This is a genomic window from Microbispora sp. CA-102843, from assembly GCF_050936215.1.
Classification (GTDB): Bacteria; Actinomycetota; Actinomycetes; order Streptosporangiales; family Streptosporangiaceae; genus Microbispora.
Genome location: NZ_JBNJNF010000001.1, coordinates 2360595 through 2382162 on the forward strand (window position 1 = coordinate 2360595; position 21568 = coordinate 2382162).

Annotated in this window: 19 protein-coding genes; 6 read left to right on the forward strand and 13 right to left on the reverse strand. The window is 71.3% G+C overall.

The window, feature by feature from the left end; genetic code table 11:
- Positions 1 to 39: 39 nt before the first annotated feature.
- Positions 40 to 1059 (reverse strand): S8 family peptidase, encoded by a 1020-nt coding sequence (locus tag ACQEVJ_RS10960; protein ID WP_433099787.1) that lies wholly within the window; start codon positions 1057 to 1059, stop codon positions 40 to 42.
- A 192-nt stretch (positions 1060 to 1251) separates the two neighbouring features.
- On the opposite strand from ACQEVJ_RS10960, the gene ACQEVJ_RS10965 reads away from it, so the two are divergent.
- The gene (locus tag ACQEVJ_RS10965; RefSeq protein WP_433099789.1) at positions 1252 to 1749 is read left to right on the forward strand and encodes a DUF3145 domain-containing protein; all 498 of its coding nucleotides are present in this window, start codon (positions 1252 to 1254) and stop codon (positions 1747 to 1749) included.
- A 133-nt stretch (positions 1750 to 1882) separates the two neighbouring features.
- Entirely contained in the window at positions 1883 to 2638 is a 756-nt protein-coding gene (locus tag ACQEVJ_RS10970; RefSeq protein ID WP_433099791.1) for a hypothetical protein, read from the forward strand.
- 105 nt (positions 2639 to 2743) lie between these two features.
- Here the strand turns inward: ACQEVJ_RS10970 and ACQEVJ_RS10975 are convergent, their stop codons facing one another.
- The 10 genes from ACQEVJ_RS10975 to ACQEVJ_RS11020 form a co-directional block, all read right to left on the reverse strand.
- Entirely contained in the window at positions 2744 to 4165 is a 1422-nt protein-coding gene (locus ACQEVJ_RS10975; protein WP_433099793.1) for an acyl-CoA carboxylase subunit beta, read from the reverse strand.
- Positions 4166 to 4179: 14 nt separating this feature from the next.
- On the reverse strand, positions 4180 to 5412 hold the full coding sequence (fabF, locus tag ACQEVJ_RS10980; RefSeq protein WP_433099795.1) for a beta-ketoacyl-ACP synthase II: 1233 nt from the start codon (positions 5410 to 5412) through the stop codon (positions 4180 to 4182).
- Between the two features lie 101 nt (positions 5413 to 5513).
- Complete coding sequence (locus tag ACQEVJ_RS10985; RefSeq protein WP_433099797.1) at positions 5514 to 5753, reverse strand: acyl carrier protein; 240 nt, start codon at positions 5751 to 5753, stop codon at positions 5514 to 5516.
- 80 nt (positions 5754 to 5833) lie between these two features.
- On the reverse strand, positions 5834 to 6790 hold the full coding sequence (locus tag ACQEVJ_RS10990) for a beta-ketoacyl-ACP synthase III (RefSeq protein WP_433099799.1): 957 nt from the start codon (positions 6788 to 6790) through the stop codon (positions 5834 to 5836).
- Complete coding sequence (locus ACQEVJ_RS10995; RefSeq protein WP_433099801.1) at positions 6787 to 7683, reverse strand: ACP S-malonyltransferase; 897 nt, start codon at positions 7681 to 7683, stop codon at positions 6787 to 6789. Before ACQEVJ_RS10995 ends, ACQEVJ_RS10990 begins: the two co-directional genes overlap by 4 nt.
- 117 nt (positions 7684 to 7800) lie before the next feature.
- A complete protein-coding gene (locus ACQEVJ_RS11000; RefSeq protein WP_433112657.1) occupies positions 7801 to 8949 on the reverse strand; it encodes a PucR family transcriptional regulator in 1149 nt (382 codons plus the stop codon).
- Between the two features lie 178 nt (positions 8950 to 9127).
- A complete protein-coding gene (locus ACQEVJ_RS11005) occupies positions 9128 to 10687 on the reverse strand; it encodes a DUF2079 domain-containing protein (RefSeq protein ID WP_433099803.1) in 1560 nt (519 codons plus the stop codon).
- Positions 10688 to 10927: 240 nt separating this feature from the next.
- Positions 10928 to 11371: a DUF350 domain-containing protein gene (locus ACQEVJ_RS11010; RefSeq protein WP_433099805.1), complete on the reverse strand. Its 444-nt coding sequence runs from the start codon at positions 11369 to 11371 to the stop codon at positions 10928 to 10930.
- Between the two features lie 15 nt (positions 11372 to 11386).
- Entirely contained in the window at positions 11387 to 12550 is a 1164-nt protein-coding gene (locus ACQEVJ_RS11015; protein ID WP_433099807.1) for a glutathionylspermidine synthase family protein, read from the reverse strand.
- A 13-nt stretch (positions 12551 to 12563) separates the two neighbouring features.
- Positions 12564 to 13058, reverse strand: a complete 495-nt coding sequence (locus ACQEVJ_RS11020) for a hypothetical protein (protein WP_433099809.1) — start codon at positions 13056 to 13058, stop codon at positions 12564 to 12566.
- 134 nt (positions 13059 to 13192) lie between these two features.
- Here ACQEVJ_RS11020 and ACQEVJ_RS11025 point away from each other — a divergent pair, with 134 nt between their 5' ends.
- From ACQEVJ_RS11025 to ACQEVJ_RS11040, 4 genes are all read left to right on the forward strand, one after another.
- Positions 13193 to 14209: a PHP domain-containing protein gene (locus ACQEVJ_RS11025; RefSeq protein ID WP_433099811.1), complete on the forward strand. Its 1017-nt coding sequence runs from the start codon at positions 13193 to 13195 to the stop codon at positions 14207 to 14209.
- Positions 14210 to 14278: 69 nt separating this feature from the next.
- Positions 14279 to 14737: a helix-turn-helix transcriptional regulator gene (locus tag ACQEVJ_RS11030; RefSeq protein ID WP_433099813.1), complete on the forward strand. Its 459-nt coding sequence runs from the start codon at positions 14279 to 14281 to the stop codon at positions 14735 to 14737.
- A gap of 278 nt (positions 14738 to 15015) precedes the next feature.
- Positions 15016 to 15729: a helix-turn-helix transcriptional regulator gene (locus ACQEVJ_RS11035; RefSeq protein ID WP_433099815.1), complete on the forward strand. Its 714-nt coding sequence runs from the start codon at positions 15016 to 15018 to the stop codon at positions 15727 to 15729.
- A gap of 199 nt (positions 15730 to 15928) precedes the next feature.
- On the forward strand, positions 15929 to 16324 hold the full coding sequence (locus ACQEVJ_RS11040; RefSeq protein WP_433099817.1) for a VOC family protein: 396 nt from the start codon (positions 15929 to 15931) through the stop codon (positions 16322 to 16324).
- A 356-nt stretch (positions 16325 to 16680) separates the two neighbouring features.
- On the opposite strand, the gene ACQEVJ_RS11045 is transcribed toward ACQEVJ_RS11040, so the two are convergent.
- On the reverse strand, positions 16681 to 18543 hold the full coding sequence (locus ACQEVJ_RS11045) for a trypsin-like peptidase domain-containing protein (protein ID WP_433099819.1): 1863 nt from the start codon (positions 18541 to 18543) through the stop codon (positions 16681 to 16683).
- 160 nt (positions 18544 to 18703) lie between these two features.
- On the reverse strand, positions 18704 to 21457 hold the full coding sequence (gene aceE / locus ACQEVJ_RS11050; protein WP_433099821.1) for a pyruvate dehydrogenase (acetyl-transferring), homodimeric type: 2754 nt from the start codon (positions 21455 to 21457) through the stop codon (positions 18704 to 18706).
- Positions 21458 to 21568: the final 111 nt, after the last annotated feature.

The window sequence follows — 21568 nt, forward strand, 5'->3', positions numbered from 1 at the left end:
CTCTGCGCGCTCGGGGAGAAGCGTATGGTGACAGGAACCTTACCGATCCGCGCTCGTCACGACCACCCCGAGATCCGCGACCCGCCGGCCGCCGCCGAGCAGGCGCCGCACGGCCTCGCCCGGCGGAACCTCCCGGCACAGGCGGGCGAGTGCGCCGGTGACGACGGCGGCGGCGAACGACGTGCCGCTCCAGGTGGCGTAGCCGCGGAATTCGCCGTAATCGAGGAAGCTGCTGGTCAGGCCGACGCCAGGGGCCCAGGCGTCCACCCACGGGCCGTACGCGGAGAAACCGGCCCTGGCGTCGCCGTCGAGCGCGCCGACGGCGACCACGCCGGGCAGGGCCGCGGGCCAGAAGGGACGCGACGACGCGGTGTTGCCCGCGCACGCGACGACGGCGGGGAAGCCCGCGAGGGCCTCGGCCAGCCCGAGGGGCGGCGCGTCGTCGAAGGTGTGCCCGCCGAAGGAGAGGTTCACCACGTCGGCCCGGCCGTCGCGCAGCACGGCGAGCGCGCGCAGCAGCGCCGCCTCGTCGCTCACGCCGTCGCTGTCGAGGAGGCGTAAGACGCGCAGCCGGGCGTCGGGCGCGTGCCGCAGGATCAGCCCGGCCACGAACGTGCCGTGCCCCGCCTGCCGGTCGCGCACGCCGTCGCCGTCCGCGTCGGGCGTCTCGGCGACGTCGTCGCCGTACCACCGTGCCAGCCACGGGTGCGGCGCCAGGCCGGTGTCGAGGACCGCCACGGTGACCTCGCACGGCTCCCCCGGCTCGTACGGCGGCGCCGCCGCGGGCACGGGCGGTCCGCCGGGTCCGCCGAAGAACAGCGGCTGGCCCGACAGGACGTGGTTGGGGGAGGCCGGGTGCCCGCGGTCGCGGAGCGTGGTCGTCAGGTCGATCACATCGGTGCCCGGCGGCAGCCGTACGCGGTGGACACGACCGGGGCCCGGAAGGGGCTCGGCGGCCAGGGCCCACCGGGCGACGGCGGCGGGGGAGGAGGTCAGGAGTTCGTCCGGCCGGATGAGAACGGGCCGTCCCGGGAGGGGTTCGACGAGCCGGCTGCGCATCGGGGAGCCTTTCCGTGATGGTTACGGAACGCGTCCTTCCCGATTCAGTTGGTCGCCAAGCACCAATCGGTATGACCCCCCTCTGGTGCCAGGCTGCGACGGACGGTAGTCTCTCCTACAGTCATCGAACCGTGATCATCCCAAGTATGAGGCCGTTGGGGAAGGCGCACCTCATGCGAATTGGGAGGTCCGGTGGCTGCTGCTCGTGGCGTCCTGTACGTCCACTCGGCTCAGCCTGCGCTGTGCCCGCACATCGAGTGGGCCGTCGCAGGCGTTCTTGGCGTACCCGTCGACCTGACGTGGACCGCCCAGCCCGCCGCGCCCGGGACCCTGCGGGCCCAGGCCGAGTGGGAGGGGCGTCCCGGCACGGCGGCGGCGATCACGTCCTCAATCATGGGCTGGCAGCGCATCCGCTTCGAGATAACCGAGGACGCCTCGCCGGGCGTCGACGGCTCCCGGCACGCCTACACGCCGACGCTGGGCGCCTTCACGGCGGTCGTCGGCGCGAACGGGGACATCCTGATCCCCGAGGACCGGCTACGCAACGTGATGCTGATGGCGGCCCAGGGCCGGGTGGTCCTGGAGGAGGAGCTCGACCGCCTGCTCGGCAAGCAGTGGGACGAGGAGCTGGAGTCGTTCCGCTACGCGGGTGAGGGCGCGCCGGTGCGCTGGCTGCACGCGGCCGTCTGACGCCTTTTGTGCGGATCGTGATAACAATCCGCCCTTGCGCCTTGTGAAAGCGACATAGAAAGTCGACTTTTTCGCAGATATACCGGGACTCATTCACGTCCGCACCCCCCGACGCGGACCCGAGGAGGAGTCCATGAGCGTTCTTGCCCGGCGCCTGGCGATCGGCGTGGCCGCGGCGGCGCTGCTGGCCGGCTCGGCGGCGCCCGCCCAGGCGGCCGCCGCCTACGACTACCACCCGAGCGACGCCGACTGGGCCGACTGCCCACGGCTTCCGGCCGGCGCCACGCCCGACACCTGGAGCTGCATATTCATCGTCACCGTGGGCGGCTCGATCAAGCTCGGCTCGATCACCCAGGACATCAGCGAGCCGCTGCGGATCACCGTGGCACAGGGCAAGCTCGCCGACGGCAGCACGGCGGCGGCGTTCGGCAGCGTCGTCAGCGGGCGGATGAAGGTGCCCGGCGGCCTCATCGGCAAGCCCTTCGAGGTGCCCAAGCTCACCGACGTGTACGTGGAGACCCAGGGCACCGGCAAGGTCGAGGCCGGCCCGATCTTCCCGGGAGGTGTCGGCATCAAGATCCGCATGATCCACTCCCTGCTCGGCAAGAAGTGCTACATCGGGAGCGACGCCGCTCCGATCGTGCTGAACCCCGAGGTCACCTCGCTCGACCTGACGTCCATCGACGGGACGCCGGTGTTCAAGGTCGCGGCCAAGGACACGACGTTCGCCGTGCCGAAGGCGTCGGGCTGCGGCCTCAACTGGGGCCTGGTCAACACGGCCGTGAACCTGCGGGCCGGGCTTCCCTCGCCGAGCGGCAAGAACGCGGCCGACTTCCAGTGGTTCGTCCGCGGCAAGTCCTACCTGGAGCTTCCCGCGCTCGCCTCCTGACCTCGCCCGTATTCAGCCCGCGGCCGGAGCCACACCGGTGGCGAGCGGGAAAGAACGCGAAAGCGCCGGTCCCCGAACGCGGGGACCGGCGCTTCCCGTATGTCGTCAGAGCGGGATGTTGCCGTGGGCGCCCCGGGCCGGGGTGGCCTGGGCGAGCACCCGGGCGATCATGCCGCGCGTCTTGGCCGGCTCGATCACCTCGTCGATCACGCCGAGGTCGAGGGCGCGCTGGAGGCCGCCCGCCGTCTTCTCGTGCTCCTCGGCCAGCCGGGCCTCGAGCGCGGAGCGCTCCTCCTCAGGAGCGGCCGCGAGCTCGCGCCGCTTGAGGATGCGCACCGCGGCGACCGCGCCCATGACCGCCACCTCGATGTTCGGCCAGGCGAACACCCGGGTCGCGCCGAGCGAGCGGGAGTTCATCGCGATGTACGCCCCGCCGTACGCCTTGCGGGTGATCAGCGTGACGCGGGGCACGGACGCCTCGGCGAACGCGTGGAGCAGCTTCGCGCCGCGCCGGACGACCCCGTCGTGCTCCTGGCCGACGCCGGGGAGGTAGCCCGGCACGTCCACGAGCACCACCAGCGGCACTCCGAAGGCATCGCACATCCGGACGAACCGGGCAGCCTTCTCGGCGGAGGCGGAGTCGAGGCAGCCGCCGAGCCGCATGGGGTTGTTGGCGATGACGCCGACCGTGCGGCCGCCGAGCCGGCCCAGGGTCGTGACGATGTTGGGCGCCCACTTGGGGTGCAGCTCCACGCCGGGCTCGTCGAGCAGCCCGTTCACCAGCGGGTGCACGTCGTAGGCGCGGCGGGGGTTGTCGGGGAGCAGGTCGCTGAAGTCGACCTCGTCCACCTCGCCGCGCACCCGGCCCTGGTGGCCGAGCAGGCAGGCGAGCTGGCGGGCCCGCATCATCGCCTCGGGCTCGTCCTTGGTGACGACGTGGACGACGCCGCTGCGCTTGCTGTGCGGCTCGGGGCCGCCGAGGGCGGCCATGTCGATCTGCTCGCCGGTGACGCTGCGGACGACGTCGGGGCCGGTGACGAAGATGCGGCCCTGGTCGGCCAGGATCACGATGTCGGTCAGGGCCGGGCCGTACGCGGCGCCGCCGGCCGCCGGGCCGACGACGACGGAGATCTGGGGGACCAGGCCCGACGCCTTGGTCATGGCGGTGAACACGCGGCCCACGGCGTGCAGCGACTCAACGCCCTCGGCCAGGCGGGCGCCGCCGCAGTGCCAGAGGCCGATGACCGGCACACGTTCGCGGACCGCCACGTCGTAGGCGTGGACGATGTGCTCACAGCCCTCCGCGCCCATCGCGCCGCCCTGGACCCGGGCGTCGCTGCAGAACGCCACGACCGGCACACCCTCGATGCGCCCGGTCACGGCCCGCACGCCGCTCTTGTCCTCAGGGGTGATCGGCCGGATCGAGCCCTCGTCCAGCAGGTGGCCCAGGCGCACCAGGGGGTCACGATTGTCGACGGCGGCCGCTTCGGCGGCGTCTGCCACCGTCCTGCTGTCCAGCACTGTCATTCGAGACTCCCTTGTCAAACCGTCGTGAAGGCCACGGCGACGTTGTGTCCGCCGAACCCGAAGGAGTTGTTCACCGCCGCGATCTGCCCCTCGGGAAGGTCGCGCGGCTTGGCGCGCACGATGTCCACCTCGACGCCCTCGTCCAGGTCGTCCACGTTGATCGTGGGCGGCACCACGCGCTCGGCCAGCGCCTTGATCGTGAACACCGACTCGATGCCCCCGGCGCCGCCGAGCAGGTGCCCGGTCATCGACTTGGTCGACGTGACGAGGGGGTGCGACCCGATCGACTTCTGGATGGCCTGAGCCTCGATGACGTCGCCCGCGGGAGTGGAAGTGGAGTGCGCGTTGACGTGCAGGATGTCCCGGCCGGTCAGGCCCGCGTCGGTCATGGCCTGGGTCATCGCCATCATGACGCCCCGGCCCTCGGGCTCCGGCTGGGTGATGTGGTGGGAGTCAGCGGACATGCCCAGGCCCGCCACCTCGGCGTAGATCCGGGTGCCGCGGGCCACCGCGTGCTCGTACGACTCCAGCACGACCAGGCCGGCGCCCTCGCCGAGGACGAAGCCGTCACGGCCCCGGTCCCAGGGGCGGGAGGCCCGCTCGGGCTCGTCGTTCCTGGTGGACATGGCCCTGGCCGCCGCGAAGGCCGCAATGTTCAGCGGGTGGATCGCCGCCTCCGTGCCACCGGCGACCACGACGTCGGCCCGGCCGCTCCGGATCATCTCCATCGCGTAGCCGATGGCCTCGGCGCCGGAGGCGCAGGCGGAGACGGTGGCGTGGACCCCGGCCATGGCGCCGAGCTCCAGGCCCACCCATGCCGCCGGGCCGTTCGGCATGAGCATCGGGACGGTGAACGGCGACAGCCGCTGCCAGCCCTTCTCCTTGAAGGTGTCGTAGGCCGACAGCGTGGTGCCGATGCCGCCGATGCCGCTGGACACACAGACGCCGAGCCGCTCGGCGGGAACCTCGGGGGCGCCCGCGTCCTGCCACGCCTGGCGGGCGGCGATCAGCGCGAACTGCTCACTGCGATCGAGCCTGCGGGCCTCCGGCCGCGGCAGGACCTCGGCCGGATCGACGGCCGCCACGCCGGCGAACTTCACCGGCACGGAGTCGACCCAGTCCTCGGTGAGCGGGCGGATGCCCGACCGCCCCTCGAGGAGCGCCGACCAGGTCGATGCGACGTCTCCACCGAGGGGCGTCGTCGCGCCGAGCCCGGTGACCACGACACGTACCCGGTCCTTACTCACTTGTCTGCACTCCTCTTGATGTCGGGGCGTGAAAGGGGCCGGACGCGCCCGGTCGCCCTGCCGGAGGCAGGGCGGGCACGTCCGTGCGGCCGTCGTGCGAACTAGGCCTGGATGAAGTTGATGACGTCCTTGACGGTCTTCAGGTGCTTGAGCTGGTCGTCGGGGATCTCGACGCCGAACTCGTCCTGGGCCGCGACGGCGATCTCGACCATCGAGAGCGAGTCGATGTCCAGGTCGTCCACGAAGCTCTTGTCCGGGGTGACCTCGTCGGCCGAAATGCCGGTGATCTCGTTGATGATCTTGCCGAGGCCCGCGAGGATCTCCTGCTCGGTCAGTGCCATGTCGCGACTACTCCTTGGATTTTCTGTCTTCCGGGTTTCCTGGGTTGCCCCAGCTCTGTACGGCAGGCCGTACAAGTTCCTCAGGGGATCTCGATCACCTGGGAGGCGTAGGTGAGGCCGGCGCCGAAGCCCAGCAGCAGGGCCAGGCCGCCCGACTGGACCTCGCCGCGCTCGATCATGCGCGAGAGCGCGAGCGGGATGGACGCGGCGGAGGTGTTGCCGGCGAGCACGATGTCCCTGGCGACGACGGCGTTGTCGGCGCCCAGCTTGCGCGCGATGGCCTCGACGATCCGCAGGTTCGCCTGGTGGGGGACGAAGGCGGCCAGGTCGGCGGGGTCCACGCCCGCACGCTCGCAGGCGAGCTTGGCCACCGGGTGAAGCGCGGTGGTGGCCCAGCGGAACACCGTCTGGCCTTCCTGGTGGAGGAAGGACTGGCGGTCCTTGATCATGATCGCGTCGGCCTTGTCGCCGGCGCTGCCCCAGACCACCGGGCCGATTCCCGGCCGGTCGGAGGGGCCCACGACCGCGGCGCCCGCACCGTCGGCGAAGATCACGACGGTCGACCGGTCTTCGCCGTCGACCCACTGGCTGAGCTTCTCGCTGCCGACGACCAGCACGTTGGTCGCAGAGCCCGACCGTACCGCGTCGGAGGCCGCGGCCAGCGCGTAGCAGAACCCGGCGCAGGCGGCGTTGATGTCGTAGGCGCCGGGGGCGTCGATGCCGAGCCGGTGGGCGACGCGGCCGGCGGCGTTGGGGATCGGGGCCTCGATCGTGCAGGTCGCCACGATCACCAGGTCGATGTCGTCGCTGGACAGGCCGCTGGCCGCCAGGGCCTTGCCGCCCGCCTGCACCGCGAGGTCGATCTCCGACTCCTGCGGGCCCGCCACGCGGCGTTCCTTGATGCCGACGCGGCTCTGGATCCACTCGTCGTTGGTGTCGAGCCGGGCGGCGAGGTCGTCGTTGGTCACGACCTGGGCGGGCTGGTAGCCGCCGAAGGCGAGGACCCTCGCCGCGGGGGCGCCTTGACCGAGCCTCACTTCAGCACCTCCCGGGCGGTGTCCAGGTCGTCAGGGGTCTTGAGGGCTACGGTCTTCACCCCGGGCAGGGCCCGCCGGGCCAGGCCCGTCAGCGTGCCGCCGGGCAGCAGTTCGATCATGGCGGTGACGCCGCGCTCGGCCATCGTCGCCATGCAGGCGTCCCACCGGACCGGGTTGGCGACCTGGTTCACCAGCCGGTCGAGGAACTCGCCTCCTCCGGCGACGGCCGCGCCGTCGGCGTTGGACAGCAGCGTGACCGACGGGTCCGCGGGGGTGAGGGCCGCGGCCTCGGCGCGCAGATGGTCGACGGCGAGGGCCATGTGGACGGTGTGGAAGGCTCCGGCGACCGCCAGGGGGCGCACCCGCGCCTTCTCCGGCGGCTCGGCCGCGAAGGCCTCCAGCTGCGCCCGCGTGCCGCCCGCGACGATCTGGCCCGCGCCGTTCATGTTGGCGGGGGTCAGCCCGTGCTTGGAGATCGAGGTGAGGACGTCCTCCTCCGTGCCGCCGAGCACCGCGCTCATGCCGGTCTCGGTGACGGCGGCGGCCTTGGCCATGGCCCGGCCGCGCTCGCGCACCAGGGCGAGGGCCTGCTCGGGGGTCAGCACCCCGGCGATCGCCGCGGCGGCGAACTCGCCCACACTGTGCCCGGCGACCACGTCCGGCCGGACCCCGAGCGTCTCGAACGACGCCAGAGCGGCCGCCACCAGCAGGGGCTGGGCCACGGCCGTGTCGCGGATCTCGTCGGCGCCGGCGGTCGTCCCGTACGTCACGAGATCGAGCTCCACGATCTCCGACCATGCGGAGATCAGATCGCGGAACTCGGGGATCTCGAGCCACGGACTGAGGAATCCTGGGGTTTGGGCGCCTTGGCCCGGAGCGACGATGACGAGCACGTACTCAACCCTGCCCTGTAGAGGTTCACCACACTGATGGAGATCCGAACGAACTTTGTGGCCGCCGCGTTGTGGGGTACCTACAGTTTCGGTGTCGAGAAGATTAAGGCACCCGGCTCAGGTTACGGACAGGCGCCCGAGTATGAGTCCCACCTGGAGGGTGAATGCGGACCGCCCCTCCGTGGGCTGGTACCCGGTCAGTTCCGTGATCTTACGTAGACGGTACCGCACGGTGTTCGGATGGACGAACAGTAGCCGGGCCGTCGCCTCAAGGGAGGTCCCCTGCTCCAGGTACGTCGCGAGCGTGTCGAGCAGCGGGGTCCCGGCGAGCGGCTTGTAGACGTTCTCCACCAGCTGGGCCCTGGCGTCGTCGTCGCCGTCCAGCGCGCGCTCGGCCAGCAGGTCCTCGGCGAGCACCGGGCGCGGGGCGTCGGGCCAGCCGGCGGCGGCGCGCAGGCCCGCGATGGCGGCGCGGGCCGAGCTGGCCGCCGCGTGCAGGTCGGGGACCTCCGGCCCGATCACGACGGGCCCGGGGCCGAAGCGCGCCACCACGCCGCGCGCCGCGTCCTTGACGCCGTCGGCGCCGCCCACGATGACGATGAGCCGGTCGCCCTGCACCCCGGCGAGCAGCTCGTGGCCGAGGCGCCGCCCCTTGTCGCGCAGCCCGTCGATGACGCTCTGCGGCTCCTCGTCGGGGGCGTACCCGGCGAAGACGACGACCGGCGCCGAGGTCCAGCCGAGCGCGGCGGCCCACGAGTGCAGCCCGTCGTCGACCTGGCCGCGCACCAGCGCGTCCACGATCAGCGCCTCCAGCCGCGCGTCCCACGAGCCGCGCGCCTCGGCCTCCCTGGCGTACACCTGGGCGGCGGCGAAGGCGACGTCGCGCGTGTAGCGCAGCATGGCGTGCCGCAGCAGCTCCGCGCCCCCGGGCGCGGCCAGCTCCTCGACCTGGGCCTCGACGACCTCGACGACGATGCGGACGAGGTCGACCGTCTGCTGGAGCGAGACGCTGCGCTTGAGCTCGCGCGGCGCGGTGCCGAAGAACTCGATGCTCGGCGTCGGCCGCCCCTCGCCCGCGTGGCCGAACCACTCCACGAACGCCGCGATGCCGGCCTGCGCCACGAGGCCGACCCACGACCTGTCCTCCGCCGACAGCGCGCGGTACCAGGCCAGTCGCTCCTCCATCCGGGCCATCGCGGCCGTCCCGAGGCTGCCCATGGCCCGGTCGAGCCGTCGCGCCGTGTCCTCCCGGATCTTGTCGCTCATCGGCTCACCGTCTCCGGCCACCTGGACGACGTCGTCGCCCTGCCCGTCCGCACGCACCTGTCCGCCGTTCCACGCGCCCCGCTCGCTCACGCCCTCTAGCGTGCCAGGTCATCGCGGTGATCGTGCCGTACGGGGGCCTGGACGGTGTCGCCGCAGGTCGGAACGGTGGCCCGCGGCCTCAGGCGCCGATGCGGTGCAGGACGACGATGTCGTCCCGGTCGAGGCGCAGCTCGTAGCCCTCGGTCAGGTAGCTGTCCACCACCCCGCGCAGGTCGTTGTTGACCGAGGCCACGATCCAGGGCGTGCCCCGCTTCTGGTAATCCCACCACAGCACGGTCGTCCGGCCGGACAGCCGCGCGCCGAAGTCGTCCGTCGCCTCCACCACCACGCCGTCGGGGACCAGGCTCATGGCCTGCTCCCGGGCCTCCGTACGCGGGTCGGGATGGTAGAAGTCCGGGCTCATCAGGTTGTCGAACGGCCGGTAGGGGACCGTGGTGACCGCGACCGCGAAGACCGCGGCGGCGTAGGCCAGCCGCAGGCCGTGCCCGGGGCGCGGCACCCCGCGCCGCTCCAGCCACCGGATGAGCCGGGCCGCGCCGTCCACCCCGGCCATCAGCAGGATCACCACCACGAACGCGTCGTAGTGCCAGCCGGTCGACCACCAGTTGTCCGAGTCGGCGAGCAGCCGCTCCAGGATCAGCGGCAGCGCCGCCAGGACCAGCGGGGACAACAGGCACAGGAACAGCGCAGGCCACAGCAGCAGGCCCCAGGTGTTCCACTTCGAGTGGTCGTCGAAGAGCATGGCGACGAACTGGTGCGGCTGCGTGACGGCGCTCCACAGCATCTGCGGCAGGTCCTCGCCGAGCTTGGTGTAGCGCGTGTAGTACGCCGGGTTGCCGCCCGCCAGGGGGATCAGGAACTTGCGCACCACCTGGAACACGGCCACCCCGGCGAAGGTCAGCCCGGCGCCGAGCCGGCGCTGTCCGGTGAGGAACAGCCAGACGCCGAGGCCCGCCACCATGAGGCCCAGGTCCTCCTTGGTGAGCAGCAGGCCGAGCACGGCGAGCAGCCCGGGCAGGCGCCGCCCCGCGTGCAGCCGCTCGACGGCGATCGCGCTCAGCAGCGGCACGAAGGCCACCTCGTGGAACTCCACCGCCGTCGCCTGCGCGATCGGCCAGGAGATCGCGTACGCGAGGGAGACGAGGTAGGCCTGCGGCGTGCCCAGCACGCGCCGGGTGAACATCCACACGAACGGGATGGCCAGGGCGAACAGCACGGCCTGCGCCACGAGCAGCGTCTCGGGCCCGTTGTGCAGCCAGTAGAGGGGCGCCAGCACGGCCAGGATCGGCGAGAAGTGGTCGGCGAGCTGGACGTAGTCCATGCCGAGTCCGCCGGTGACCCCGCGCAGCGGCACCGTGGGCGCCGAGAAGTGCGAGTATCCGCGCACGGCCTGGTCGAAGATGACCAGGTCGTAGGTGGCCACCTGGAAGTGGGCGAACCTGAGCAGGGAGAGGGTCCAGTTCAGCGCCGCCGACAGCGCGCAGAGCACGGACACCGCGATCAGGTGGTTATTGGACCTCCAGAACCGCGCGGCGGGACGCCGCTGGTCCGCCTCGCCGCCCGGCCGTGCCTCCGGTTCGACGGCGGCCGTGGCGCCGACGGTGTCTCCGGGCTCCGCCTCGCCGGCTGACCGGGTGCCGGCCGTGTCTCCGGGGTCCGCGACGGCCGTTCCGTCCACGGCGGCTGCCTCCAGGGTGGGTGTCGTCGGGGTCGCTGCCTTTCCGGGGCGGCTCCTCCGCCGGTTGCCCGGGCGTCGCGGTCCCCGTGATCACGAGGAGGAGAGTAGGCCCTTCGGGAGGGACCGGTCTATACGCGCGTATCCCTGGAAATTCCTTGGTGGGACGCCCGCCGTTCCCACCTGGGACTCCTCCCGCGTGCCGATGAATGTTTCACCGGCACGGGACGACGTCCGTACGGGTCAGATGACGGCGACGGCCGTGATGAGGCCGATGAAGAAGTGCGTCACGCCGAGGAGGACGGCGGCGGGCTGCAGCGTGGTCTCCTGGACGAGCTCGCGCACCGGGATGCCGACGACCTTGTCGAAGGCCACCATGCCGAGCGTCTGCACGGCGATGCCCACCAGGCCGAACACGAGCGTCGCGAGCAGTCCCTCCCGCAGCGCGCCGCCCGACGACCAGATGGAGGCCGCCACGACGAGCCCGACGCCGGCGACGCTGGATGCGGTCAGCACCGTGGCGTTGGGATTGCGGTCGGTACGGATGATCTTGCTGAGCCGCCCGGGCGTCGCCAGGTCCACGACGTAGAACCCGGCGACGAGCAGCAGCACGCCCAGGATGGCGTACGCGAGGATCGCCAGGGCGCCGTGCGTGAGCACGTCGGCGATGGAGGTTGTGGTGTTCACGGGGGGCCTTCGCTTTCAGCCGTGGATGCGGTGGGGGACGAATGAGGACGTGTCGTCGGTGACGAGGCCGGAGGTCTCCCGGATGCCGAGCCCGGCCGACTCGTCGTCGACCACCCACGCCCCGAGCACCGGACGCCAGCCGTCGAAGTCAGGCAGCGGCAGGAACTCCTGGTAGACGAAGCCCTCCCTGCCGTAGTCGCCCTCGGTCTCCACCTCGACGCCCGGTGCGGCGATCCGCATCGAGGCGCCCTCGCGGCCGAGCAGCGGCTTGCGCACGTAGCCGGGTCCGCCGGCCAGCTCGCGGGGACCGTCGAGGTAGGCGGGCAGCAGGTTCGGGTGGCCCGGGTACAGCTCCCACAGGATCGCCAGCAGGGCCTTGTTGGACAGCAGCATCTTCCACAGCGGCTCGATCCACGTCATCGAGATCTGCTGCGCGAGCGCCTGCGGCGCGAACGGCTCGGCGACGATCCACTCCCAGGGGTACAGCTTGCACAGCGTGCGGACGACCCGGTGCTCCATGTCGACGAACCGGCGGTTGAGCGCGTCCCAGCCGACGTCCTCCATGGCGATCGCCGCCGTGACGAGCCCGGCCTGCTCCGCTGTCTCCTGGAGGTAGCCGATGGTCATCACCTCCTCGCCCGTCTCGTCGGCGCTGGTCCACGCGAAGTGGGCCGGGCCCGTCTGGAGCGTGAGGGACTTCCAGCGGTCGACCAGGCGCTCGTGGATCGAGTTCCACTGGTCGTCTTCGGGATACACGTCCTTCAGCCAGAACCACTGCACGACGGAGCTCTCGACCAGGCTGGTCGGGGTGTCGGCGTTGTACTCCAGCAGCTTGGCCGGTCCCGTGCCGTCGTAGCGCAGGTCGAACCGGCCGAAGACGTGCGGGTCGCGCCGCCGCCACGACTCCGCGACGGCCGCCCGGCAGTGCGGCGGGATGCCGAGGTCGGCGAACCGGTCGGAGGCCACGATGTGGTCGGCCGCGGCCAGGCACATCCGGTGCAGCTCCTCGACCTGCTCCTCCAGGGCGAGGACCTCGTCCATCGTGAAGACGTAATGGACGCTCTCGTCCCAGTAGGGCCGGGTGAGGCCCTCGGGGTGGGCGGAGCGGTGGAACGCGAGCCCCTGCGACTCGATGAGGGCGGCCCAGTCCTCCCTGGGCGCCGAGGTCAGCCTGCGCACGTGCCGGCCCCGCTCAGCCGCCGCCGCCGAAGTGGAAGCCGAAGCCGCCCCGCTGCACGACCCGCCCCGACCGGGTCGCGATGTGGGCGTCGGCCGGCCGGACCGTCGTGCCGCGGTAGACCCGGCTGCCGGTGCGGGTGCCGCCGTAGTACCAGCGGTACGCGCCGTGCGAGCCGGAGTAGTAGTGGCTGTGGCCGCCGTCGTCGTCGCAGTAGTCGTCGTCGACGACCACGTACGACCCGTCCGGGTTGAGCGTCGAGGTGTCCACGCAGTCCGCGCCGACCTCCTCGTAGTCGTCCTGGGCCGCGCAGAAGCCGACGACGAGGACGGACAGCACGCCCAGGGTGCCGAGCTTGATCGCGGTGGAGGACTTGATGCCGCTCGCGGGCGGCGGCGTCTTCGGCGGCGTCTTCGGCCACGGCATGCCCATGGCCATGGGATGGGTGGGCACAGAGGAGCCGTCGAGTGGCGTCGTCTTCGGTGGGGGGCTCTCCCCGGGCTCTGCCAATCGGGCTCCTGCTGTCGAGATCGGCACACATTATCGTCTCGTTGGACGAACGGGGACAGGCCGGTGCGGGGTTCCTGATCGGTCTGTTATGTCCTGTCCGGCTGAGACTCCGTACGCCGGGTAGCGTGCCGGATGTGGACCCCGTCGAGGCACTCAAGCGCATCGCCTTCCTGCTGGAACGGGCCGGCGAGCCGACGTACCGCGTGCGCGCGTTCCGAGGCGCCGCCGCCGCGATCGAGGACCTGCCCCGCGACGAGCTGGTGCGGCTCGCGCGCTCCGGCGGCCTGACCGACATGAAGGGCATCGGCAAGGTCACCGCCCTGGCCATCACCGAGGCGCTGGACGGCGCCGTGCCGACCTACCTGCGGCGGCTCGAGGACACCAAGGACGTCGACCTCGACGAGGCCGCACAGGCGCTGCGCTCGGCGCTGCGCGGCGACTTCCACAGCCACTCCGACTGGTCGGACGGCGGATCGCCCATCGAGGAGATGGCCGACGCCGCCCGCTCGCTCGGCCACGACTACCTGGCGCTGACCGACCACTCGCCCCGGCTGACCGTCGCGCACGGCCTGTCCGCCGACCGGCTGCGCCGCCAGCTCGACGTGGTCGCCGAACTCAACGAGCGGTACGCGGGGGACGGCGGCCCGCCGTTCCGGATCCTGACCGGCATCGAGGTGGACATCAACACCGACGGCTCGCTCGACCAGGAGCCGGAGCTGCTCGAACGGCTCGACGTCGTGGTGGCGAGCGTCCACTCGCTGCTGCGGATGGACGCCGCGGACATGACCCGGCGGATGGTCACGGCGGTGGCCAACCCCCACGTGGACGTCCTCGGGCACTGCACCGGCCGGGTCGTACGCGGACGAGGGCGGCCGGAGTCCCAGTTCGACGCCGAGGTCGTCTTCGAGGCGTGCCGGAGGTTCGCAGTCGCGGTGGAGATCAACTCCCGGCCCGACCGGCTCGACCCGCCCAAGCGCCTGATGCGGCTGGCGTACGAGATGGGCTGCGAGTTCGCGATCGACTCCGACGCCCACGCGCCCGGCCAGCTCGACTGGCAGCGGTTCGGGTGCGAGCGCGCGGCCCTGTGCGGGATACCGGCGGAGCGCATCCGCAACACCCGTCCCTGGGGGACTGCTGCGGACTTGGGGTGATAGTGCTGTGGCGTCCGAGTGAGGTGTGTTGGGCGGGTTTCGCCGGACTGATCGACGTAGCGTCGAATCATGAAACGCCGCGACGCGCTGGTGAAGGAGCTGGAATCCGGCGGATGCCTGTCGGCCCGCGAACTCGCCTCGCGTCTCGGGGTCAGCAAGAGCACCGTCGCGCGCGACGTCGCGAAGCTGCGGGAGGCCGGTGTCCCGATCCGGCTCGACCAGGGCGGGTACGCGCTCGCGGGCCCCGACTCGGTGAAGCGCGCCATCGACAGGGCGCTGCGCGGGCGGCACGTGCTGCGCCTGGAGTACGTCAACAGCAAGGGCGTGCCCACCGTCAGGGACGTCGAGCCCAGCATCTGCCTCGGCGGCCGGGGCGGGCACTGGTATCTGGTGGCCTGGTGCCGGCTGCGCGACGACGTGCGCGTCTTCCGGCTCGACCGGATCTCCTGGGCCGAGGTCATGGACGAGCGCTTCCCCGAGCCGGGGCGCGACCGGCTGGCCGAGCTCGCCGAAGCCGTCGGCGGCTGAGTCGACTGCCTGACAACGCTGGGACCGGCGTGCGTACGGCCGGAAACCCGGGCGGCGTGGCCGGGGCCGGGCGCGGCTGGTGCGGCGGAGTCGCGAGGACGCGCGAGCCCGCGAGCCCGGGAGCGGGGCGGGCCTGGTGCGGCGGAGTCGTGAGAACCGCGAGCCCGTGAGCCGGGTGAACGCGCGCGGGCCTCGGATGCCCGTGCTGACGTGCGCCGATGCACCGGAGTCGAACGCGTCAGCGAGAAATGTCGGTGCCGTGGCCTACCCTCTGCGGCGTGAACCGTACCGACCGGCTCTACGCGATCGTCGAGGACCTGCGGGCGATCTCCCCGCGCTGCCGGTCCGCGCGTGAGCTCGCCCTGCGCTTCGAGGTGAGCTCGCGGACCATCGAGCGGGACATCTCCGCGCTGCAGCAGGCCGGCGTGCCCATCTACGCGGAGGTCGGGCGCAGGGGAGGATACGCGCTGGACAAGAGCATGTCCCTGCCCCCGCTCAACTTCACCCCCGCCGAGGCCGTGGCGGTGGCGATCGCCCTCAGCCGCACAGAACAGCAGCCCTTCGCCGACGAGGCGCGCAGCGCCCTGCGCAAGCTCGTCGCCGCCATGCCCGGCCCCGAGGGGGACCGGGCCCGGCAACTGGCCGCCCGCGTGCAGATCCTCACCGAGGACAAGCCGGAGTCCCGCTACACCGGGTCGATCGGCCGGGTCATCGAGGAGGCCCTTCTCAAGGGGGTCGTCTTACGCATCCACTACGGCGACGCGCACGGTGTGCTGACGACCAGGGAGGTGGAGCCCGGGGCGTTCGTCGGAGGGCGGAGCGGGTGGTGGTACCTGGTGGCCTGGTGCCGGCTGCGTGACGCCGTCCGCGTCTTCCGGCTCGACCGGATCGCCGAGGCCGTCCTCACCGAAGCTCCGGTGCCCGGCCGGCCCCTGGAGGCGTTCGACGCCGGCGTGCCGGACATGATCGCGCGGACGCCGGTGCTGGACTGACCAATGATTCGAAAAGATGTTCGTGAATTTCTGGAAACGCCGACAGGGGGGTGTCGCCGAAGGGCGGGAGGCTCTCCTTACGCGACTACGGACCGGCCACGGTCCACCGAGCGCCTTCCTCGCTCGTCACGCCGCCCGCCGTGCCGTCGCGTGAGGAGAGCGAGCGGCCCACAGAGATGACACGAGAAAGAGACTGACGATGACCACTCCTGCCGCCCCCGCCGTCAACACGGTCGCCTGGTTCGAGATCGCGAGCGACGACCCCGAGGGCGTCCAGCGCTTCTACGGCGATCTGTTCGGCTGGCGGTTCCGGACCGACGAGGGCTCGGCCGCCGTCGGCATGGACTACCGGCTCATCAGCTACGACGGTGACGACGAGGTGCGTGGCGGCGTGTTCGGCACCCGTGGCGACATGCCCGGCCACGCCGTCTTCACCGTGCTGGTGCGGGACGTGGCCGAGACCTGCCGGAAGGTGGAGGCCCTGGGCGGCAAGGTGCTCAGCCAGGTCGTGGGCAACGAGGGCGGCCCCGACTTCGCCTACCTCCACGACACGTCCGGCAACCTCTTCGGCGTCTTCGCCCCGGCCGGTTCCTGACCGGCCTGCGCCGCCGGCCCCGGCCGGCGATTCTCGCATCGGCCGGTGGCGAACGCCGCGACAGGTGAGCGACGCTCGACGGGGCTGATTTCTGATCTTCGCGACGGCCGGTCCCTGACCGGCCGGAGCGTACCCAGGCCGTCCGAACGCCCGCCGGGATCCCCCGTGCTTCCCCTGCGGCGCCTTTCCCCCCGGGTCCTTCCCCTCCGGGCCGTCAGGGCGCTCGGACGGCCCTTCCCCGCCCCCGCCGGCCGGGTGGGGTCCGCCGGCCGCCCGTACGAGGTGCCGTACGGGCGGCTGGCGGCGGCGCGTTGCCACGTGCGCAGTGGCGGTGCGAGGCGGCCGTCGGGACCTCGTCACGCATCCGGCGGGCGGTGCTGCAACTGGCGGCGCAGTTCGGCGATCTCCCGCTCCAGGTCGGCCACGTCCGGCGCGTTGGAGTCGGCCGGGCCCTGGCCCGGCGCGGCCTGCGGCTGCTGCTGCCCATAGGGAGAGGGAGCGGGACGCACGTACTGCGTCGCGCCGTCGGGCCGCTGGGGGTCGTAGCCCCCGCCCGGCCGCTGGGGGTCGTCGTAGTCGCGCGGGCGCGGAGCCTCGTAGCCTCCGGCCGTCCGCCCGGGCTGGTGGCCGTTGGCCGGCGGCAGGCTCTGCGGCTGCCAGCCCTGGGGCAGCACCTGGCCGTTCACCGGCTGCCGGTCATAGCCGCCGCCGACCTGCGCCGGATAGCCGCCGCCGTTCGACCCGGGGTAGGGCCCGCCGTACGCGGGCGAGGGCGACTGGCCCTGCGGGGAGGAGGGGGCCTTCTTGCGCCTGCCCATGAGGACCAGCAGCAGGAGACCGCCGCCGACCACGATCAGGACACCGGCGCCGATGGCGATCCACAGCCACATCGGCTGCGGGGTCTCGTCCTTGCCGGACGAGATCGCCTGCTGCGAGTCGGTGATGTACTTCGCGACGTACGGGTGGCTCGGGAACAGCGCCTGCACCTCGCGGAACTTCGGCAGCGCGTCCTTGTAGTGCCGCTGGAAGAAGTCGTCGAGCGCCTCGTTGTACTTCGTGGTCGTCAGCGACGCGGAGGGCTTGACGTTCTTCTCGTTGAGCTTCTCCTTGATGATCGAGACCGGGAGCACGAAGCTCTCGTTCTCCGACGCCTCGCCGTTCTCGCTCACGGTGCCGGCGATCAGCATGCCGATGACCTTGCCCGCGCGGCTGAAGACGGGACCGCCCGAGTTGCCGTGGTAGGAGGGCGCCTGCGTCTGGATGTACGGCACGCCTTCCTGGGTGCTGCGCTTGGCGTTGTACGGCCCCTCGGTGAGCGCGGGGTCGAGCTTGGACTCGATGCTGAACCACGGGGTGTTGGTCACCAGGCCGGGGAAGCCGCTGATGTAGAGCGTGTCGCCGGTCTGCACGTCGGTGTCGTCGCCGAGCGGCACGGTCGGCAGGTTCTGCTGGCCGTTGACCTTGAGCAGCGCGAAGTCCTTGCCCGGGTAGCTCTCGCCGACCGACACCAGCTCGGCCGGGACCTCCTTGGCCGTCTTGTCGACGCCGCCGCCGGGCAGGCTCTGCAGGACCGACAGGCTCTTCTGCAGTCCGCGGATCTCCAGGTGGGTGCTGTTGAAGGTGACGTAGATCTGCTGGACGAGCTCGACCATCTCCTTGTCGGCCTCGAAGTTCCGCAGGGCGTTGATCATGTTCTTCGCGTCCTGCTTGTTGAACTTCGCCAGCGCCTGCTGCGCGAAGGTCTGCGACAGCTCCTCGTCGCTCATCTGAACGCAGTGCGCGCCGGTGACCATGTAGCCGTCGGGGGTCACCCACCAGCCCGTGCACATGCCGCCGACCTGCGCCTTGACGGTGCGCTCCGGGCCGACGGGCTGAAGGTAGCGATCGACGTCGGCCGCCACGCGCTGGAAGAAGAACTTGGCGATGCTCCGCTCGTCAGAGGGGATCTTGCCGGCGAGCACGGCCTGGGTGGCCTCGTTGGTCAGCTGGTCCCACGCGGCCTGCTTGACGTCGTTGCTCGGGACGACGACCTCGCCCGAGTACGTGATGCTGGTGAGCTGCACGGCCGGGTGGGTGCGAGCGGCCAGCCGGGTGCCGACGGGGATCTCGTCCCCGGTGTCCGCCGAAGCGGGGGCGGCCACGGCGATCAGGGCGAGGGCCGCCATCGCGGCCATCCCCCCGGTCAGTCTGCCGAAGTATTTCCTGAAATTTCCATCCACGGCAGCAAGCGTGATGGAACGGTCTTGTTTCTTGCTTGGAGGTGGCTTGGGACCGGCCGGTACCGCACTCCAAGGCTGCTTCGGGCCGCTCAGGGGTGGTGAGGGCACCGGAAACGACGGCGGCCCCCGCCGGAACGGGGGCCGCCGGACGATCCGCGGATCAGACGCCCATCGACTGGGTGTCGTTGGTCTCCGGGGTCTGCTGGGCCGACACCTCGGTCACCCCGTTCTTGAGGTGATAACGGGCGACGGCCTCCTGCAGCGTCTCGGGCTTGACCTCGCCGCGCCGCACGAGCTGGGTCAGCACCGCCAGCGTGATCGAGGCCGCGTCCACGTGGAAGTGGCGGCGCAGCGCCGAACGCGTGTCGGACAGACCGAAGCCGTCGGTGCCGAGCGAGGTCCAGTCACCGGGCACCCACTGGGCGATCTGGTCCGGGACGGCGCGCATGTAGTCGCTGACGCCCATGAACGGCCCCTGGACACCCGACAGCTTGCTGGTCACGTACGGCACGCGCTGCTCGGCGTCGGGGTTGAGCAGGTTGTGCTCCTCGACGGCCAGGGCGTCCCTGCGCAGCTCGCTCCAGGACGTGGCCGACCAGACCGAGGCCGACACGCCCCAGTCCTCCGCCAGCATCCGCTGCGCCTCCAGCGCCCACGGGCCGGCGACGCCGGACACCAGGATGTTCGCCTTCGGCCCGTCGCCCGTCGCCGGGGCGTAGAGGTAGAGGCCCTTGAGGACCCCCTCCACGTCCACGTTCTCCGGCTCGGCCGGCTGCGGATAGGGCTCGTTGTAGACGGTCAGGTAGTAGAAGACGTCCTCGGGGTGCTCCCCGTACATCCTCCGCAGGCCGTCCTTGACGATGTGCGCGATCTCGAACGCCCACGCCGGGTCGTACGCCACGGCGGCGGGGTTGGTCGAGGCGATCAGCGGGGTGTGGCCGTCCTCGTGCTGCAGGCCCTCGCCGTTCAGCGTGGTGCGGCCGGCCGTCGCGCCGAGCAGGAAGCCCCGGCCCATCTGGTCGCCGAGCTGCCACATCTGGTCGGCGGTCCGCTGGAACCCGAACATCGAGTAGAAGATGTAAACCGGGATCATGTGCTCGCCGTGGGTGGCGTACGACGAGCCCGCCGCGATGACCGAGCCCATCGAGCCGGCCTCGCTGATGCCCTCGTGCAGGATCTGACCCTCGGTCGACTCCTTGTAGGACAGCAGCAGCTCGCGGTCGACCGCCTCGTACGTCTGCCCGTGGGGCGAGTAGATCTTGGCGGTCGGGAACATCGCGTCCACACCGAATGTGCGAGCCTCGTCCGGGATGATCGGCACGAACCTGGCGCCGATCTCCTTGTCGCGCATGAGGTCCTTGAGCAGGCGGACGAACGCCATGGTGGTGGCGACGTTCTGCTTGCCGGAGCCCTTGCGCAGGCCGGAGTAGACGGGGTCGCCGGGGAGCTTGAGCGGCTTGGCGCGTACTACCCGCTTGGGCAGGTAGCCGCCGAGCGCCGCCCGGCGCTCCTTCATGTAGGCGATCTCGTCGTTGTCCTGGCCGGGGTGGAAGTACGGCGGGAGGTCGGCCTCGAGGTCCTTGTCCGGGATGGGCAGGTAGAGCCGGTCGCGGAACTCCTTGAGCTCGGCCTTGCTCATCTTCTTCATCTGGTGCGTGGCGTTGCGCGCCTCGAAGTCCTTGCCGAGCGTCCAGCCCTTGATCGTCTGGGCCAGGATGACGGTCGGCTGACCGACGTGCTCGCGGGCCGCCTTGAACGCGGCGTACACCTTGCGGTAGTCGTGGCCGCCGCGCGACAGCTTGCGGATGTCGTCGTCCGACATGTGCTCGACCATCTTGCGCAGCCGCGGGTCGCCGCCGAAGAAGTTCTCCCGGATGTACGAGCCCGACTCGACCGAGTAGGTCTGGAACTGGCCGTCGGGCGTGGTGTTCATCTGGTTGACCAGCACGCCGTCGACGTCGGCCGCCAGCAGCGGGTCCCAGTCACGGCCCCAGACGACCTTGATCACGTTCCAGCCGGCGCCGCGGAAGTACGACTCCAGCTCCTGGATGATCTTGCCGTTGCCGCGTACCGGGCCGTCGAGCCGCTGCAGGTTGCAGTTGATGACGAAGGTGAGGTTGTCGAGCTCCTCGCGGGCCGCGACGCCGATCGCGCCGAGCGACTCGGGCTCGTCCATCTCGCCGTCGCCCAGGAAGCACCAGACGTGGCTGCGGCTGGTGTCCTTGATCTTGCGGCTGAGCAGGTAGCGGTTGAACCGCGCCTGGTAGATCGCGCCGATCGGGCCCAGGCCCATGGAGACCGTGGGGAACTCCCAGAAGTCCGACATCAGCCGGGGGTGCGGGTAGGAGGGCAGGCCCTTGATCCCGTGGGACAGCTCCTGACGGAACGCGTCGAGCTGGGGCGCGTCGAGGCGGCCCTCCAGGAAGGCGCGGGCGTAGATACCGGGGGCCGCGTGGCCCTGGATGAAGATCTGGTCGCCCGACTCCCCGTGGTCCTTACCGCGGAAGAAGTGGTTGAAGCCCACCTCGTAGAGCGAGGCCGCGGACGCGTAGGTGGCGATGTGACCGCCGACGTTGGTCCGCGCGTTGGCACGGGTGACCATCACCGCCGCGTTCCAGCGGATGTAGGCCCGGATGCGGCGCTCGACGTACTCGTCCCCCGGGAACCAGGGCTCGCGCTCCGGGGGAATGGTGTTGATGTAGTCCGTGCTCCGCAGGCCGGGCACGCCGACCTGGTGTTCACGGGCGCGCTCCAGCAGCCGGAGCATCAGGTAGCGGGCCCGGGTGCGGCCCTCGGTCTTGATGACGTTGTCGAGCGATTCGAGCCATTCGTTGGTCTCGCTCGGATCGACATCAGGCAACTGGCTGGGTAGGCCGTCACTGATGATCGAAAAACGCTGGCGTCCGGAAGCCACTGGGTCTCGCCTTCCGAGAATGGACTTTGTCTCGTCGGATCTGTTACGTCTGGGTTGCCTGCTGCGATGCGGTCAGCGCATGATCGCGGCGTTGCGGTCTTCTTCCATCCT